Origin of the sequence: Glutamicibacter protophormiae (genome assembly GCF_014647495.1) — a bacterium.
In the GTDB taxonomy this organism is placed as follows: domain Bacteria; phylum Actinomycetota; class Actinomycetes; order Actinomycetales; family Micrococcaceae; genus Glutamicibacter; species Glutamicibacter protophormiae.
In genome coordinates, this window is the sequence record NZ_BMPH01000011.1 from 52366 (window position 1) to 69057 (window position 16692).

The window sequence follows — 16692 nt, forward strand, 5'->3', positions numbered from 1 at the left end:
GGGTGCGGCTCGCACGCCGAGGGAGGCCCGGGCTCCCCCTCCGCCACCTGCCGCAGGTTGTCGGCACGGACCCGTGGCAGCTGGGAGTCGCACCAGCTCGCGTCCCGGTTTTTTCGGTAGTGTGGCCAGTGAGCTGTACCGAAGCAGGTCCCATCCTTGAAAGGTCTTCATGCACGACGACACTTCGCTGACCATCGGACGAGTCAAGCGCGTACTAGACGAACGAATTCGTCCGGCCATCTACTCGGAGAGCGTTCCGCTGCAGGTGTCGTGGCACGAACTGCCCGGTGAGCCGGTGGCCCCGGCCGAAGGCTTGGCTTTGGACTACACCCCGGTCGCGGTCGGCACCCCGTGGGGCGCCGCCTGGGGCACCACCTGGTTCCACCTGCAGGGCGAGGTTCCTGCCGCCTGGGCCGGGCGCCGGGTCGAGGCAGTCATCGATTTGGGCTTCGATATCAACATGACAGGCTTCCAGTGCGAGGGACTGATCTACCGACCGGACGGCATCACCGTCAAGGCGCTGAACCCGCGCAACCAGTGGGTGCCGGTCGCCGAGTCCGCCGCCGGCGGCGAGGTGGTCGACCTGCACATGGAAGCGGCCTCCAACCCGGTGCTGCTGGACTACCATCCGTTCCTGCCCACCGAGCAGGGCGACATCCTCACGTCCTCTTCGCGCCGGCTGTACACGCTGCGCCGCCTGGAGTTGGCGGTCTTCGAACCGGTGGTGCACGATTTGGCGCTGGATCTGGAGGTGCTCTTCGACCTGCAGGAGCAGCTGGCCGACGGCCCGCGCCGCTTCCAGATCCTGCAAGCCATGGACAACGCCCTGGACGTGCTGGACCTGCAGCGCATCACCGAAACCGCGCAGGACGCCCGCGACCAGCTGGCCGCGGTGCTCGCCGCCCCGGCCGAGCACAGCGCCCACAAGATCTCGGCCATCGGGCACTCGCATATCGATTCGGCCTGGCTGTGGCCGCTGCGCGAAACCATCCGCAAGGTCTCGCGCACCTGCTCCTCGATGGTGGAGCTGCTGGAGACCGAGGATGAATTCCTCTACGGCATGTCCAGCGCCCAGCAGTACAAGTGGCTGAAGACCCACCGGCCCGAGGTCTGGGACCGGGTCAAGCGCCAGGTGGCCGAGGGCCGCTTCCTGCCGCTGGGCGGCATGTGGGTGGAATCCGACACCGTCATGCCTTCGGGCGAATCCCTGGTGCGCCAGTTCCTCTACGGACAGAACTTCTTCCGCAAGGAATTCGGCATCACTTCCAAGGGCGTCTGGCTGCCCGACTCCTTTGGCTACTCCCCCGCGCTGCCGCAGCTGATGCGCCGCGCAGGCTTCGAGTGGTTTTTCACCCAGAAGATCTCTTGGAACCAGCAGAACAAGTTCCCGCACCACACCTTCGACTGGGAGGGCATCGACGGGTCGCGCATGTTCAGCCACTTCCCGTCCATGGACACCTACAATTCCCAGCTCTCGGGCGAGGAAGTGGCCAAGGCCGCCCGCCAGTTCCGCGAAGCGCGGGTCACGAACAATTCAATCGCCCCGGTGGGCTGGGGCGACGGCGGCGGCGGCACCACCCGGGAGATGACCGGCAAGGCTAAGCGCCTGGCCAACCTGGAAGGCAGCGCCACGGTGGCCTGGGAGCATCCCAATGACTTCTTCGACCGGGCCAAGGCCGAGCTGCCCAACCCGCCGGTGTGGGTGGGCGAGCTCTACCTGGAGCTGCACCGCGCCACCCTGACCAGCCAGCACCAGACCAAGCAGGGCAACCGCCGCACCGAGCAGCTGCTGGTCGAAGCCGAGCTGTGGGCATCCACCGCGGCCGTCTACGCCGGCGAGCCCTACCCGTACGAGCAGCTCGACGAGCTGTGGGAGACGGTGCTGCTGCACCAGTTCCACGACATCCTGCCCGGCACCTCGATCGCCTGGGTGCACCGCGAAGTGGTGGCCCGCTACGCCGAGGTCATCACGCAGGCGCAGGCCTTGATCGCCCGCGCCCAGCAGGTGCTGTCCGGGACCGGCGGCCTGCAGCTGGAGTTCAACGCGGCCGCCTACACCCGCCATGGGGTGGCCTTCGGCGCGGCCCGCGAGCTGGAGCCCGCCACTGCGCAGCTGGTGCGCGCCGAGGCACTGGACGGCGGCTACGTGCTGGGCAACGAGCTGGTGCGCGTGGTCATCAACTCAGACGGCCTGATCACCTCCGCCGTGGACCTGGCCACCGGCCGCGAAACCATTGCCGAGGGCAAGGAAGCCAACCTGCTGCAACTGCACCAGGACTTCCCGAACATGTGGGACGCCTGGGACGTGGACAAGTACTACCGCAACCAGGTCACCGACCTGCGCGCGGCGGACAGCATCCAGCTCTCCGAATCCGGAGGCACTGCCACGGTGACGGTGACCCGCAGCTTCTCCAACTCGACGCTGGTCCAGGAACTGTCGCTGGCTCCCGGGGAGCGCACCGTGCAGATCTCCCAGAGCACCGACTGGCACGAGGCGGAGAAGTTCCTCAAGGTCGCCTTCCCGCTGGATATCCGCGCGGAGCAGACCATCGCCGAAACCCAGTTCGGCTACCACCAGCGCGTCACCCACGTGAACACCAGCTGGGAAGCGGCGAAGTTCGAAACCTCGATGCACCGCTTCGTGCTGGCGCAGGAGCCGGGCTTCGGCGCCGCGCTGGTCAACGACTCGATCTACGGCTTCGACGTCACCCGCGACGCCGAGGACGCCCGGGTCACCACCACCGTGCGCCTCTCGCTGCTGCGCGCCCCGCGCTTCCCGGATCCGCAGACCGACCAGGGGCTGCAGACCCACCGCTACGGGCTGGTCATCGGCGCAGACATCGCCAGCGCCACCGAAGCCGGCGCGCTGCTGAACAGCGCACAGACCGTGCGCTCCGGCGCCCGCGAGGTCGAGCCGCTGGCGGCGATCTCCGGCGAGGGCCTGGTGGTCTCCAGCGTGAAGCTGGCCGCCGACCGCTCCGGCGACCTGGTGGTGCGCGTGTACGAGTCGCTGGGACGCCGCGCCTCCGGCACGCTGGGCATCAACCGCCCGGTGGCCTCGGCCGCCACGGCCAGCCTGCTGGAGGATCCGTTGGAGCCGGTGGAAGTGAACAAAAATTCTGTTCAGCTCAAGCTCGGGGCTTTCGAGGTGCGCACCCTGCGCTTCACGCTGCGGTAGGCTTGCCGCGTCCCGGGGCCCGGCATCACCAGGGCGAAGGTTCGTAGTCCTTCAAGAAACAGCACCCCGTGGTGGGCTCGGGTGATCGCCCCCGGCAGCATCTTCCGGGTGCCGCTGCCGATCAGCACGGTCAGCGACGCGGTGTGGTGCGGGGCAATGAACTCCGGTTCGCGGCGGAGGGCCGTAATCGGCTCCTGCGCACCGTAGGTGATCGAATGCACCGCGGTCGCCTCCAGCGCCTGCAGGTGGTTCAGCGGCGGCAGGATCTCTGGCAGCTAGCTGGCCGGCAGGGTACTGCCCGCGCCGGGAGGTCAGTGCTCTGTGATGGTTATCGGCTCCTCTTCGAGAGGAAAACCTACCTCTCACCACCGGAATCACGGGGGTACAGACCGAGACACCACCATTGCATCAAATCGTGACGCGGCTTCAATCAATCGTTTTTGAGGGAGTCGGCAAGAGCAGGTGATTTTGGTTCCCCGGCGTATCTGGAGTCCGGCCGGTCCCGCTCAGAACGGTCTCGATTGCCGGGTTCGGGAGGACAGAACCGTGCCCCCGGTAGGTCATCCGATGTTTAAGGCGTGGGGGGAGAGTCAGCGCGCCTTGGCGAAGGCCACGTAATGTCGGTCGAGGAAGCCCGGCACGCTGCGTCGCTGCGCAGCCGCTTGTATGAAGGCGGCGATCACGCCGGAGGCCGCCCCGGCCGCTACCGCGCTGGGCGGCCCGCCGATCGCCGCACCGCCGGCCCCACCGAGTCCACCTGCGATGAAGCTGATCGTGTTCTGCCCACCCCAGACCCTCGATTTCTTCGCTTCACGGCGCAACGACTCACGGGCATCCGCGAGCTTCTCCTCGACGCCGGTCTGGATGGTGCGCGAGTCGATGCCTGCGCGCCGGTTCCGGTCGGCGTAGTCCAGCGCCTCGGCCAGGTCCTTGCGCCACGTCGCGAGCGAGTCGCTCGATCGACGAATCGTCACTAGGTCTGCAGGGCTGAGGACGTCAATGTTCGGAACCTCAGTGCGAGCAACCTCGTGCATTCTGAGCTGCTCGGCAGGGTCGGGAGCGCCGATGAACAGCAGACGGCCCATCAGCGGCGTGGCGCACAGCACGTCAGAGGATCCACCGAGCATCCGGATGAGGGCTAGCGTCGACGCGGTCCCCGCGATCGCATTCTCGACGATGTTCCTCGGGTTAAGGATCCGTACTACATCGATGAACGTCTCGGCCAGAGCGGCGTCGCCCTCGTCAACGGCGCGCTGCACGTAGGAGAGGTCGGGTGCGCGATTGCCGCCGCGTATCTCTTTCCACAGCGTCTGCAGGGCGGGTGACAGGCCGGAGACGAACTCGACCTCGAACTCGTCCCACGCATCAGCGACCGTGTACGGTGAGGCATCGGCGTCGAGCGTGGTCAGGATGCTGTCTCCCAGCTCGCCGGCGGCCCCCAGCTCATCGCCACCGGTGTAGAAGACGTTGACAACATCATGGTCAAGGAGCTGCGCGATCTCGGACAGCGATGCAGCCGCCGCGGATATGCTCGCGCGGGTCACCTCGCGGAGCTCCCGGTGCTGGCTCAGGTGCATCTCGGCGGCATGACTCAGAGGGTCCTCGATCGCGAGCCCGTGGCTGTACAGGAGCGCTCGCATAATCCCCGTCGAGAACTCCCCGGTCCCGCTCGCCCGGGGGTCGGTCGCCGCGGAGAGCCGGATGCCCGACGGCGCATACCCGCTCGCTGGCGACTCGTTGTTGAGATGGTCGAAGAACAACGACGAGCGCAGAGGGATCAGCGGCCAGATCTCGGTGACAGGGCGTTTCGGCAGCGCTCCGGACCTCGGCACGGAGAGAATCGTCTCCGCCAGCGCATCGACCCGGTCCGGTGAAAGGGCGTCGATCGCCGACGTCAGGTCGGGGCCCGCCGATTCGCCAAGCGCCTCGCGCACAGCATCGAATGAACTCTGCATGCGTCCAGTATAGGGTTCCGACAACGACGAGGAAGTCCCGTCTTGACAGGCGCGTCCTCCCATCTCTGACCATCTCTGACCGCGTACAACGATGAACACAGGTCTGCGCTGCCGAAGTGCGACAATGAAATAGCGCGAAAGAGCCGGAATGCACAAGGGCGAATCCCGCGTTAAATCACTCGCGGAATATTTACTTTCGACAGAGCTGAGAAGCATCAGCGAGTCGACGCCCAACTGCCCCGCGAGCACGTCCACAGAATCAAGGGTGAGGTTCCGCTCTCCGCGCTCGGTGCCGGCCAGATAGCGGGGACTCACTTCGAGGCTTTCGACGAGTGGAGGATCCGCTGGAGCCGGTGGAAGTGAACGAAAATTCTGTTCAGCTCAAGCTCGGGGCCTTCGAGGTGCGCACGATGCGCTTTACCCTTGCCTGATCCACCAGCCGCGCCTAACCCAACAGCTAGGTCCCATTAATCCGGTGATGGCGGGGCAGTTCTTCGCGAACTGCTCCCGCCATCATTGCGTTACCCCCAGGCCGGCGCCTCACCACGGGGACGGTTCGTAGTCCTTCAGGAAGCAGCCGTAGAGGTCGATGCCGCGTTCGCCGTCGACAATGGGCTGGTAGACGCGGGCGGCTCCGTCGATCAAATCCAGCGGGGCGTGCCAGCCCTCGGCGACCATGCGCACCTTGGAATCATGCGGACGCTCGTCGGTGATCCAGCCGGTGTCCACCGCGGACATCAGGATCCGGTCGGTGGCCAGCATCTCCTCCGCGCTGGTGCGCGTGAGCATGTTCAGCGACGCCTTGGCCATGTTGGTGTGCGGGTGTCCGGCACCCTTGTAGCGGCGGGAGAACTGCCCCTCCATGGCGGAGACGTTCACGATGTACTTGCGCCGCGCCTCAGAGGCGGCCAGCGCCGGGCGCAGCCGGGAGGCCAGCAGGAACGGCGCGGTGACGTTGCACAGCTGCACTTCGAGCATTTCCAGCGCGTCCACGTCGCCCAGGATCTGCGTCCAGGAATTCTCCGTGACCACATCCGGCACCAGCCCGCCGGCGTCGATGGCGGTGCCCGCGGCGATGCGCTCCAGCGAGGCGGAGCCGGCGGTCATGGCCAGGTCCGCGAGCTGCTGGGCGTCGTAGCCGCCCACCGTGCTCGGGGCCAGCAGCGCCGAGTCCTCCAGCCGGAAGGCGCTGGCCAGCGCACGGGGGTGCTCGGCCGGCGGGTTGGCCTCGCCCCACAACTCCGGCCCGCCCTGCCCGAAGGCCAGCTCCCCGGCCAGCGGCTGCTGCTCGGATTCAATCAGGTGCTGGTAGGAGTTGGCGGTGCGGCGCACGGTCTGCGCGGCGTTGTTGATCAGGATGTCCAGCGGGCCTTCGGCGGCGACGCGGTCGGCCAGCGAGATCACCTGGGCTGGGTCGCGCAGGTCGATGCCCACGATCCGCAGCCGGTGCAGCCAGTCGGCGCTGTCTTCAAGCGCCGCGAAGCGCCGGGCCGCGTCCTTGGGGAAGCGGGTGGTGATGGTGGTGTGGGCGCCGTCGCGCAGCAGGCGCAGCGCAATGTGCATGCCGATCTTCGCCCGACCGCCAGTGAGCAGCGCCCGCTTGCCGGACAGGTCGGCACGGGCGTCGCGGCGTTCGCGGCCGGCGGCGGCGCAGTCCGGGCACAGGTAGTGGTGGAAGGCGTCCACCGTGGTGTAGCGCTGCTTGCAGATGTAGCAGCCGCGCGGCTTGCGGAATTCTCCGGCGCTGTCCCCCTGGGTCGGGGTGCTCAGATCAAGGCCCAGGGTCTCGTCGTCCAGCCGCTGCGGCGAGCCGGTGGCGGTCCGCTCGATCAGCGCCCGGTCCGCGGCGCTGATTTCGGCGCGCTTCTGCGACTTGCGGTGGCGTTTGGCGGCCTTGAACATGTTGCTGGTCGCACGGCGCACGGCGACGTGCCGCCCGTCCTCGGGGTCCAGCGTGTGCACCACGGACAGGACCTTCAATGCGGTGGCCAGTTCCTCGGCGGTGAATGGTTCGGTGTCGCCGGCCGATGCGGGCGATGAAGTATGTTCGGTCATCTCAGTCTCGATGCTGCTGGGCCGGTGGCCCGCTAGTTGGCTGCCAGGTCCGCCAGGGTGGCGATGAGCAGGCGGCGTTCGACCACCTTGATGCGTTCGTGCAGGGTTTCCTCGGTGTCCGTCTCTTCGATGGCCACGGCCTCCTGGCGCAGGATCGGGCCGGTGTCCACGCCGGCATCCGCGATGTGCACGGTGCAGCCGGTGACCTTCACTCCGTAGGCCAACGCGTCGCGCACGCCATGGGCGCCCGGGAAGGACGGCAGCAGCGCCGGGTGGGTGTTGATGTAGGTGCCGTCGAAGGCGTTGATGAATTCCTCGCCGACGATGCGCATGAACCCGGAGGAGACCACGTAATCAGGAGCGTAGGACAGGCATTTCTCGGTCAGCGCGTGGTTCCAATCGCCGCGGTCGGCGAAGTCCTTGAAGTTCACCACGAAGGTCTCGATGCCCGCCTCCGCCGAACGCTGCACCCCGTAGGTGCCGTGCTTGTCCGCACCCACCGCCGCGATTTCGACATTCGGCAGGTCGCCGGCCGCGACCGCGTCGATGACTGCCTGGAGATTCGAACCGGTGCCGGACACCAAAACCACAATACGCATAGCTTCCATTCTACGGTTGGCCGGCGGCGCCCGCCGACCTTGGCTTCCGGCTCCAGCGGTCGTAATTCGTCACATGCAGCTCAGCCCCGCCGCCGCCCGGCGCCCGGGCCTACACTGGAACCCCGGAGACGCGGCGGCGCCGGGCCGCCACGCCGGTCGACCAAGGAGCGGACATGAGCCAGATCATCCCGGACGGCAAGGACTGGACCGTCGTCCTGCGCGAAACCTGCCCCGAATGCGGCGTCGATGTGCGCGGCATGTCCGTGCAGGAGACGGCCGCGCGGCTGCCCGGGGTCGTGGCGCGCTATGAAAAGGTGCTCGAGCGTCCCGGGGCCGCGACCCGCCGCAACGCCGCCCGCTGGAGCGACCAGGAATACGTGGTGCACGTGGCCGAGATGCTGGCGGTCATGGAGGGCCGCCTGGATTTGATGCTGGAGCAAACCGATCCGGGCTTCCCCAATTGGGACCAGGACGCCGCGGCGGAGCAGGGCAAGTACAACGCGCTGGGCGCCGGACAGGCGGCGCAGAAGCTGCGCACGGCGGCCGAAGCCTATGCGGCCAAGCTGGAAAGCATCAGCCCGGAGAAGTATTCCCGCAAGGGCATACGCTCAAATGGTGCCACGTTCACGGTGGAAACGCTGAACCAGTACGCCTGGCATGATATGGTGCACCATCTGTGGGACCTGGACGCCTGAGCGGGCGCGCCGTCCGCGCTAGCCTTCGAGCACCGGATCCGTTTCGAACAGCGGGGCGATCAGGTAGCCGATGGCCGTGCCCAGGCCGATCTGCAGGGCCAGCGCCCCGGCGGTCACCCAGGCATGCGGACCCAGCTCGGTCAGCCGGCCGATGGCCAGCGAGCCGGAGGACAACCAGGATCCGCCCAGCGAGAGCAGCCCGGCCACGACACCGGTGAACACGGCCAGGCAGGCCGTGGAAGCGCCCAGGGCCAGCGCGTTGAACGGGATGCGGCGGGCAAACCAGTCTTCCAGGTGGTTCTCCCCCACCCGCAGGAAGTACCAGCCGGCCAGGATGCCGGCGAGCACCGGGATCAGCAGGTAGAGCCACTGGTTGGTCGGCTCCCCGGAAGGCAGCGCTGCCAGCATCGGAATCGAGGGCAGCGGGCCCACGGTGGTTTCGAGCGTGGACAGCGTGCTGCCGGCACCCAGGCTGAACCCGCCGCCGCTGATCCAGGACAGCACCCAGAACACCGCGTTGGGGATCAGCGCCAGCTGCAGCAGGGTCAGCGCGGCGGAGCCGATGGGCCCGGGGCGCAGTTCCTGGTAGACGTTGGCCACCTCGGTCCAGTGCAGTCCCAGGGTGATGGTCAGCAGGATGCCGGAGATGCCCACGGCGGCCACGTAGCCCATGAACCCCGAGACGACCACATGCCAGACGTAGGAACCGGCCCAGCGTCGGTGCGGGGAGATGCTGTGCAGGTAGGCGGCGGTGTCCATGCCGAACAGCCGCCCCCAGGATCCCGCTTCGCGGCGCGCGCCGATGAGCAGGCCCAGCGAGGCGATCACCAGCGGGATGAAGGTGGCGGCCAGGATGTTGACCCGACCGTAGTCGTTGGCCACCAGGAAGCCCACGCCGGTGCCGATGGCCCCGTAGGCCACCACGGCGCCCAGCAGTCCCTGCCACAGCTGGTCGGTGTAGGAAGCGCGGGCGATGCGCCGTCCGGCGCGCAGGCAGAAGAGGAAGGGCAGCAGGCTCAGCCCCAGCGGCATCAGCGTCAGCCAGCCGGTCATCGAGCTGGGGTCGGTGTCCGGCCCCACGTTGAAGACCTCGATGGGCACGCCGTGGATGAGCAGCCAGACGAACCCGGCGAACTGCAAGATCACCTCGAACGAGTCCTCCAGGAAGCCGCCGCTGAAGTAGACAGCGACCAGCGGCAGCGCAATCAGCGCTAGGCAGAACACGACCGATTGCAGCATTTCGAAAACCCCCTGCAGGGCAAGGGGCATCGGCCAGCCGTTGCGCAGGCGCAACATCACGGCCTTCATGGGTTTCTTTTCGCGGCTCATCATCTTCCATGGTGCCACCATCGGCGCCGACCGATCATGATCGACGCGCAATGATGGCACCGGAGGTGCTGCAGATCGCCCGGGCTAGTAGCTGTCCGGAGTTTCTCCCGAGGCGTCGGCGCGGTAGCTGGCGGCCAGCGCCTCGGTGGAGCGGGCCAGCAACGCCACATCCGCGCCGACGCCCACATACTGGGCTCCGGCTTCGATGTACTTGCGCGCGGTGGCCGCATCGAAGGCGTTCACGCCCGCGTACTTGCCGGCGGCGCGGGCCGCGGCGATGGACTTCATCACGCCGGCGACCACCTCGGGGTGGTTCTGCTGGCCGATCACGCCCATGGAGGCCGCAAGGTCCGACGGGCCGATGAAGACGCCGTCCAGGCCTTCGGTGGCCACGATCTCCTCGACGTTCTCCACCGCTTCGGCCGATTCGATCTGCACCATGACGGTGATGGTCTCAGCCGCGCGGTTCAGGTAGTCGGGGATGCGGTTCCAGCGGGCCGATCGGGCCAGGGCCGAGCCGACGCCGCGCACGCCCAGCGGCGGGTAGTGGCAGGCGGCGACCGCGTTGGCCGCCTGCTGCGCGTCGTTGACCATCGGGATGATCAGCGACTGCACCCCCAGGTCGAGGAACTGCTTGATGATCACCGGATCGTTCACCGGCGGGCGCACCACGGGAACCACCGGGTAGCCGCGCACCGCCTGCAGCTGGGCCAGGATGCTGCCCAGGTCATTGGGCGAATGCTCGCCGTCGATGAACAGCCAGTCGAAGCCTGCGCCGGCGCAGATCTCGGCCACCAGCGGCGACCCCGAGCAGACCCACACCCCTGACAGGGCATGGTCGGCGTCCTTGAGCGCGTCCTTCAGCGAGGGATCGGGTTCTACTCGAAATGGCATGTCACGGTTCCCAGCGGTCCGTAGTCGGCGAAGACGGTGTCGTTTTCGTAGACCCACATCGGACGGGTGAAGGATCCGGCCAGGATGATCTCGCCGGCGTTGAGCTTGTCGCCGTGGGCGGCGATCTTGTTGGCCAGCCAGTACACGCCGGCGGCCGGGTGGTTCAGTACGCCGGCGGCGACGCCGGTTTCCTCCACGGTCTGGTTCTTGAACAGGATGCCCGAGACCCAGCGCAGGTCCACGGCTTCCGGGCGCACCGGGTTGCCGCCGATGACCATGGCGCCCATCGCCGCGTTGTCGGAGATGGTGTCCACGATGGTGCGGCCTTCCATCTCGATGCGCGAATCGAGGATCTCCAGGGCGGGGATGACGCATTCGGTGGCTTCCAGCACGTCGAAGATGTTCGCGTTCGGACCCTGGATGTCCTTCTTGAGCTTGAACGCCAGTTCCATTTCGATGCGCGGATGCGTGTACTGGTCCCACTTCACGGTGCACCCGGAGTCAAGGACCATGTCGTCGAAGATGATGCCGTAGTCCGGTTCGGTGATGCCGGTGGCCATCTGCATGGCGCGGGAGGTCAGCCCGATCTTCCGGCCGGCCAGCACGCGGCCGTTGGCCTCGGAGCGCTGGCGCCACAGGTTCTGCACCCGGTAGGAGTCCTCAACCGTCATGTCCGGGTAGCGCGCAGTCAGGCGGGGCACCGGGGTACGCGTGACTCCGGCTTGGACCAGTTCATCGGCGATTGCCGTGATTGTTTCCTCGGATAGCATCGACTGCTACACCTTTCACTGGTAGTTCAAAGCTGTGCGGGCGCCGCAGAACGCCGTCGCGTCGCGGCTCGGCCCACAGTCTTTGATGGTATCGAGGTTCAGCAGGCATGGCACATCGTACTAACATTTTTTCCCTGCCCTCGACGAACCCGGATGCTCCGCCGGCGGGCAGGGAAATTCCCGCCGGCCGTCCGGGCTCCCGGCTCGCGAACCGGCGGGAGCTGCCGGCTCGCGGGGCGTGCCTAATTGGCCCCGGCGCGGACGTTGGCCAGCAGCGCCTCGAAGGGCAGGGAGGTCATCTCGTCGTTGGGGTCGGCGGTCTCGCTGACCGAAGGAGCGATGGACCGGGTATCGCCCAGGCCGGTATCGGGCCCCAGCTCGCCTTCGGCCGCAGCCAGGGCTGCGGCCACCTCGCGGGCCACACGCTGCGCCCGGTCGGACAGGGTGCCGGAAATGCCGTGGCCGCCGAAGTCCTCCGAGGCGGCGAAGACCGTGGTGGGCATGATCTGCGCACGCAGGTAGGCGAAGATCGGCCGCATGGCGTAGTCGATGGCCAGCTGGTGCCGCTGGGTGCCTGCGGTGGCCGCGAGCACCACCGGCTTCCCGCTGAGCGATTTGGGGTCCAGGATGTCCAGGAAGGACTTGAACAGACCCGAGACCGATGCGGTGAAGACCGGGGTCACGGCCACCAGCACGTCGGCGCCGACCACCGCGTCAATAACCCGCTGCAGGGACGGCGCGGCGAACCCGCTGAGCATGTTGTTGGTGATGTCGCTGGCATGCTCGCGCAGCTCGACAGTGGTCAGATCGGCCTGCACGCCGGCGAGCGCCAGCTGCCCGGCGATGGATTCGCCCAGCTGGCGCCCCAGCAGCGAGGAACTCGACGGGCTTCCCAGCCCACCACTGATCACCACAACGGACTTGCTCATGCCCACGCCTTTCCCAAGATTTAGATGCGTACGCATGTAATAACCCCTGGCACCGGGATTCTATTCCCAGGGCCGGCGAGCCTTGCCAGCGGCCCGCACCAGCCTACAATTTCACTATTGTGACGAGCGGAACGATATTGATACGCTTGGCTTCATGAGCAAAGACCAGCATGGAACGAATCAGCGCGACATCGAGTCAGGGGTCCGCACCGACTTCCACAACACGATGTCCTACGGCAGCTACCTCGACCTGGAGCGCATCCTCTCCGCACAGCATCCGGTCAGCGTGCCGGAGCACCACGACGAAATGCTGTTCATCATCCAGCACCAGACCTCCGAACTGTGGCTCAAGCTCATGCTCCACGAGCTCGTCGAGGCGCGCCGCCTGCTGGGCACGGACGACATCGGCAAGGCCCTGAAGTGCCTGGCCCGCGTCAAGCACATCCAGAAGACGCTGACCGAGCAGTGGTCCGTGCTGGCAACACTCACCCCGCGCGAATACGCGCAGTTTCGCGGCTTCCTCGGTTCTTCCTCGGGCTTCCAGTCCTTCCAGTACCGTGCGGTGGAGTTCATCCTCGGCAACAAGCATGCCGGAATGCTCAAGGTTCATGAGGCGGACCCCAAGGCGCACGAGCTGCTCAGCAACCTGCTGAACGAGCCGACCCTCTACGACGTGTTCCTGGCCGCATTGGCCCGCCACGGCTACGACATCCCGGCAGAGGTCCTCGAACGCGACGTCACCAAGCCGTGGACGTTCCAGGAATCGCTGATCCCGGTCTACAAGGACATCTACGAATCCGAGGACACCCTGTGGAGCCTGTACCAGGCCTGCGAGGATCTGGTGGACGTCGAGGACAATTTCCAGGCCTGGCGCTTCCGCCATTTGCGCGTGGTGCAGCGCACCATCGGATTCAAGCGCGGCACCGGCGGCTCATCCGGCGTCGACTTCCTCAAGCGGGCCCTGGACCTGACGTTCTTCCCCGAACTGTTCGCGGTGCGCACCGAAATTGGCAGCTAGCACGCAGCTCGTCGCCTTTACCCTGGATGACTTCGAGGCGCGCACCGGCAGCGCCGCCTCCATCATCCGGACCATCGCGGGCTTGTACCTCCGCCATGAGCACGCTCCGGTAGCCCGCACCAGGATCCTCGCCCTGGCCACGGCCGCCGGCGTCTCGGCCCCGACCGCGCAGACGGCGATCTCGCGACTGGCTGACCGCGGCGTGCTGGAGGCCGCCGGGGCTTCCAGCCTGCAGGTCACCGCCGAGGCGCAGGCGATGTTCGCCCGCGGCGACCGGCGGATCTTCACACCCCGCCAGATGGCGGACCAGGAGCTGTGGTGCCTGGTGGCCTACTCGCTGCCGGAGACCATGAGGCCGCTGCGGCACCAGGTGCGCAAGCATTTCCTCCAGCTCGGCGGCGGCCTGGTTTCCGCCGGGCTGTGGATCTTCCCCGCCTACCTGCGTGAGGAAGTGCTCCAGGTCCTCGGTGCGCTGGAAGTCCGGTCCTATGCCACCGTCTTTACCACGCAGACCCCGGACTTCCCGGAGGGCGCCGCGCAGGCGGCCCGGCAATGGTGGGATCTGGGCCGGCTGGAATCCCTGCACTCAACGTTCCTGGCAAGCACCGCCGCGTTGGACGCCGCGCCCGAGTCGCCGGCAGCAGCCTATCGCGGCTACGTGGCCCTGGTCGACGCCTGGCGGGCGCTGCCCTACCTCGACCCGGGCTTGCCGGATTCCATGCTGCCCGGCACCTGGCCCGGCCGGCTGAGCCGCGAACGCTTCCTCGCCCTCTCACGCACCTACGAACCCGCGGCACGGCAATTCGCCAGGGATCTGCTCGGCGGCTAGGTCCACACCGGCTCGTCCGCGCCGTAGCGCGTCGGCGAATGCGGGTAGTCCAGCTGCACCCCGTTGAGCTCGAAGGGCGGCAGCGCATAGTCGAGCATCCCGTAGCCGCTGGTGCAGCGGGAGACCCGCGGGATACCCAGCGCCAGCTCCGGGGCGCTCGGCCCGCCGAATTCAAACAGGGCCTGGGCGGTCCTGGCCAGCGAAATCCGCACGGTTCCGGTCGAATGCAGCTCTCGACGTGCACGGAGCAGGGCGATCACCGCGGCCGCGATGCCGTAACCCGCGGCATAATCCAGCCCCTGGACCGGCAGCGTCCCGGGATTCCCCTCCGGGTACCGGTACGCGTCCGCAATGCCGGTGGCCGCCTGGACGATGCTGTCGAACCCGCGGCGCGAGGCCCACGGCCCGGCGAATCCCCAGGCGCACAGCTGGGCGATGACCAGCTGCGGGTAGCACTCGCGCAGAAGCTCGGCGGACAGGCCCAGCGCATCCAAGGCCCCGGGACGGTACCCGAGGATCACCACGTCGGCCTGCGCGAGCGGCCCGTGGGCCGCGGCGAGGCCCCGTACCGCGGCGAGATCCAGTATCGTGCTGCGTTTCCCGAAGCCGGTGTCGATGTGCTGGTCGTGAAGTTCCGCATGCCGCGGTCCGTCGACGCGCAGCACCTGGGCGCCCAGCGCGGCCAGCGTCCGCGAGGCGGTGGGGCCGGCGATGACCCGGGTGAAGTCCAGGATTTTCAGCCCCGCCAGGGGCAGCTTGGCCTCCGGCCGGAACTGCCAAGCGCCCGCCTCGCGGATTCCATGCAGCTCGAACTGCGCCCAGGGCCCTGCAGCGGCCGCTTGCCCTTCAGGCGACTGCAGCCATTGCCGCCGGCTGCGCACCGCTGCGGCGACGCCCCCGGCGGACACGATGCGTTCCTGGGCTTCGAGGGATCCCGCCTGCGCCAGCAGGCCGGGCAGCTGTTCGGGGGTGCGCGCCCTCATCGCATCCAGCAGCGCGCGCTCGTGGTGCGGATAGTTTGCGTGGGTCCGAATCCACCCGTCGGCGGTCAGGAAGAATCCGGACAGCGGCGCAAAGGCCTGCACCTTGTGTCCGGCAACCCGCAGGTGCCGGAAGGATTCGAAGCCGGCCGCCAATTGGGCCGGCGTGCTGCGCAGCCGGCATCGTCCGGCGGTCAGTTCGGCAACGGCTTGGCCGACCAGTCCCGCGCTGTGGCGCGCCAGCCCTTCCACGTCCAGGGCGCCGCCCCACCAGGTGCCGGAATCGCAGTACTTCGGTGCGTGTCTTTCAAGCAGCCCGGATTCATGGAATCCCGCGCCCAGGATGTCCCATTGCGCCTCCGGCGGCCAGTCGACGGAATCGCTGTTCATGGCGCCACCCTACGCCACTTTTATACCTCTATATATAGGTACAAAACGGGTATGCCTCCGCAAGGGATGCAGAGGGGTTAAACCACGAGTCCCACGATCGGCCGCAGGCCAATCGTGGGACTCGTGAAACGTTCTGCGAAATTACTTCGTTGGAACGTTCAGGGTCTGCCCGACCATGATCAGGTCCGGGTTGCTCAGCTGGTCGTTGTTCAGCACGAACAGTCCGCGCCAGTCCTTGATATCCAGCTTCTTGGCAATCTTTGCCAGGGTGTCGCCGGACTTCACGGTGTAGTTCTTGCCCGAGTCGGTGACATTGATGTTGAAGCTCACCGGAGCAGGAGCTGCCGCTACGCGCTTGCCCGACGTTGCCGGTGCCACCGACTTGGTCGACTTGACCGACTTGTACGACTGGGTCGGAGCTGCGCTGCGCGAAGCCGTGCGCTCGTAGTTGTTCGAGGTCGACTTGTACGACTTGGCCTTCTGCGAGCTCTGGGTGCTCGACTTCTTGGCGGTCGCGGTCGACTGCTTGGAGGCGGTGCCCTTAGGCGAGCCGTTGATGCCCAGCTTCGCGGTACATGCCGGCCATGCGCCCCAGCCCTGGCCCTGCTGGACCTTAGTGGCCACGCGGATCTGCTCGGCCTTCGATGCGTTGTGGGCCGAGCCCTTGCCGCCGTAGGCCTTCCAGGTCGACGGCGAGAACTGCAGGCCGCCGGAGTAGCCGTTGCCGGTGTTGATGTTCCAGTTGCCGCCGGACTCGCACTGGGCCAGTTTGTCCCAGGTGCTTGCCGCTGAGGCAGGTGCGGTCGTAGCAACCATGGCGCCGCCAGCTACTGCGAAAGCCGCGATGGTGGCTCCGCCGCGGCGGATGATCTTCTTGGTCTTCTGCTGGATCATGATTCTCCAGTGCTCTTCCCACACTCAGGTCGTCCAAGACCATCCTTGTGCACCGCTCAGCGTCGCATTTCGACATTGATTAAGCACTGCCCTGACGAGCGGTTCGGAAGTTCCGGCAGTACCTGTTTCCCCATAACACCGCGAGTGTTATCGAAACGTTATGAAAGACGATAGCGC

At 67.1% G+C, this 16692-nt stretch carries 14 protein-coding genes; 4 read left to right on the forward strand and 10 right to left on the reverse strand.

The window, feature by feature from the left end:
* Positions 1-169 precede the first annotated feature (169 nt).
* Positions 170-3178: an alpha-mannosidase gene (locus IEY43_RS13070; RefSeq protein WP_188949020.1), complete on the forward strand. Its 3009-nt coding sequence runs from the start codon at positions 170-172 to the stop codon at positions 3176-3178.
* Here the strand turns inward: IEY43_RS13070 and IEY43_RS13075 are convergent.
* From IEY43_RS13075 to purN, 4 genes are all read right to left on the reverse strand, one after another.
* On the reverse strand, positions 3124-3453 hold the full coding sequence (locus IEY43_RS13075) for an ATP-binding protein (protein ID WP_161449274.1): 330 nt from the start codon (positions 3451-3453) through the stop codon (positions 3124-3126). The two genes, IEY43_RS13070 and IEY43_RS13075, sit on opposite strands and share 55 nt — an antisense overlap.
* Before the next feature lie 315 nt (positions 3454-3768).
* Positions 3769-5133, reverse strand: a complete 1365-nt coding sequence (locus IEY43_RS13080; RefSeq protein WP_188949021.1) for a hypothetical protein — start codon at positions 5131-5133, stop codon at positions 3769-3771.
* Positions 5134-5673: 540 nt separating this feature from the next.
* Positions 5674-7188, reverse strand: a complete 1515-nt coding sequence (locus tag IEY43_RS13085; protein ID WP_188949022.1) for an SDR family NAD(P)-dependent oxidoreductase — start codon at positions 7186-7188, stop codon at positions 5674-5676.
* 32 nt (positions 7189-7220) lie between these two features.
* A complete protein-coding gene (gene purN, locus IEY43_RS13090) occupies positions 7221-7787 on the reverse strand; it encodes a phosphoribosylglycinamide formyltransferase (protein ID WP_188949023.1) in 567 nt (188 codons plus the stop codon).
* Between the two features lie 173 nt (positions 7788-7960).
* Between purN and IEY43_RS13095 the strand changes: the two genes are divergently transcribed.
* Positions 7961-8482, forward strand: a complete 522-nt coding sequence (locus IEY43_RS13095) for a DinB family protein (RefSeq protein ID WP_188949024.1) — start codon at positions 7961-7963, stop codon at positions 8480-8482.
* A gap of 18 nt (positions 8483-8500) precedes the next feature.
* Here IEY43_RS13095 and IEY43_RS13100 read toward each other — a convergent pair whose 3' ends face one another.
* The 4 genes from IEY43_RS13100 to IEY43_RS13115 all read right to left on the reverse strand — a co-directional run bounded on the left by IEY43_RS13100 (position 8501) and on the right by IEY43_RS13115 (position 12404).
* Positions 8501-9811: a cell division protein PerM gene (locus IEY43_RS13100; RefSeq protein WP_229777400.1), complete on the reverse strand. Its 1311-nt coding sequence runs from the start codon at positions 9809-9811 to the stop codon at positions 8501-8503.
* Positions 9812-9895: 84 nt separating this feature from the next.
* Positions 9896-10705 (reverse strand): aldolase/citrate lyase family protein, encoded by an 810-nt coding sequence (locus tag IEY43_RS13105; protein ID WP_188949025.1) that lies wholly within the window; start codon positions 10703-10705, stop codon positions 9896-9898.
* Entirely contained in the window at positions 10690-11475 is a 786-nt protein-coding gene (gene hpaH / locus IEY43_RS13110) for a 2-oxo-hept-4-ene-1,7-dioate hydratase (RefSeq protein WP_188949026.1), read from the reverse strand. The genes IEY43_RS13105 and hpaH overlap by 16 nt, the downstream gene beginning before the upstream one ends.
* A gap of 242 nt (positions 11476-11717) precedes the next feature.
* Entirely contained in the window at positions 11718-12404 is a 687-nt protein-coding gene (locus IEY43_RS13115) for a CE1759 family FMN reductase (RefSeq protein ID WP_188949027.1), read from the reverse strand.
* A gap of 154 nt (positions 12405-12558) precedes the next feature.
* Between IEY43_RS13115 and kynA the strand changes: the two genes are divergently transcribed.
* Both kynA and IEY43_RS13125 read left to right on the forward strand, forming a co-directional pair.
* Entirely contained in the window at positions 12559-13422 is an 864-nt protein-coding gene (gene kynA, locus IEY43_RS13120; RefSeq protein WP_188949028.1) for a tryptophan 2,3-dioxygenase, read from the forward strand.
* Positions 13412-14251 carry a PaaX family transcriptional regulator gene (locus IEY43_RS13125; protein ID WP_188949029.1) on the forward strand — a complete coding sequence of 280 codons (840 nt, stop codon included), beginning with the start codon at positions 13412-13414 and terminating at the stop codon, positions 14249-14251. The genes kynA and IEY43_RS13125 overlap by 11 nt, the downstream gene beginning before the upstream one ends.
* On the opposite strand, the gene IEY43_RS13130 is transcribed toward IEY43_RS13125, so the two are convergent.
* Both IEY43_RS13130 and IEY43_RS13135 read right to left on the reverse strand, forming a co-directional pair.
* Complete coding sequence (locus IEY43_RS13130) at positions 14248-15621, reverse strand: CoA transferase (protein WP_188949030.1); 1374 nt, start codon at positions 15619-15621, stop codon at positions 14248-14250. The two genes, IEY43_RS13125 and IEY43_RS13130, sit on opposite strands and share 4 nt — an antisense overlap.
* A gap of 141 nt (positions 15622-15762) precedes the next feature.
* Complete coding sequence (locus IEY43_RS13135) at positions 15763-16515, reverse strand: LysM peptidoglycan-binding domain-containing protein (protein WP_188949031.1); 753 nt, start codon at positions 16513-16515, stop codon at positions 15763-15765.
* Between the last annotated feature and the right edge of the window lie 177 nt (positions 16516-16692).

Coding starts and splice junctions, on each gene's coding strand:
- IEY43_RS13130 (WP_188949030.1), bottom strand. CDS start 15,621: ATGAACAGCGATTCCGTCGACTGGCCGCCGGAGGCGCAATGGGACATC.
- hpaH (WP_188949026.1), bottom strand. CDS start 11,475: ATGCTATCCGAGGAAACAATCACGGCAATCGCCGATGAACTGGTCCAA.
- IEY43_RS13115 (WP_188949027.1), bottom strand. CDS start 12,404: ATGAGCAAGTCCGTTGTGGTGATCAGTGGTGGGCTGGGAAGCCCGTCG.
- IEY43_RS13135 (WP_188949031.1), bottom strand. CDS start 16,515: ATGATCCAGCAGAAGACCAAGAAGATCATCCGCCGCGGCGGAGCCACC.
- IEY43_RS13085 (WP_188949022.1), bottom strand. CDS start 7,188: ATGACCGAACATACTTCATCGCCCGCATCGGCCGGCGACACCGAACCA.
- IEY43_RS13100 (WP_229777400.1), bottom strand. CDS start 9,811: ATGAGCCGCGAAAAGAAACCCATGAAGGCCGTGATGTTGCGCCTGCGC.
- IEY43_RS13105 (WP_188949025.1), bottom strand. CDS start 10,705: ATGCCATTTCGAGTAGAACCCGATCCCTCGCTGAAGGACGCGCTCAAG.
- IEY43_RS13095 (WP_188949024.1), top strand. CDS start 7,961: ATGAGCCAGATCATCCCGGACGGCAAGGACTGGACCGTCGTCCTGCGC.
- IEY43_RS13070 (WP_188949020.1), top strand. CDS start 170: ATGCACGACGACACTTCGCTGACCATCGGACGAGTCAAGCGCGTACTA.
- purN (WP_188949023.1), bottom strand. CDS start 7,787: ATGCGTATTGTGGTTTTGGTGTCCGGCACCGGTTCGAATCTCCAGGCA.
- kynA (WP_188949028.1), top strand. CDS start 12,559: ATGAGCAAAGACCAGCATGGAACGAATCAGCGCGACATCGAGTCAGGG.
- IEY43_RS13080 (WP_188949021.1), bottom strand. CDS start 5,133: ATGCAGAGTTCATTCGATGCTGTGCGCGAGGCGCTTGGCGAATCGGCG.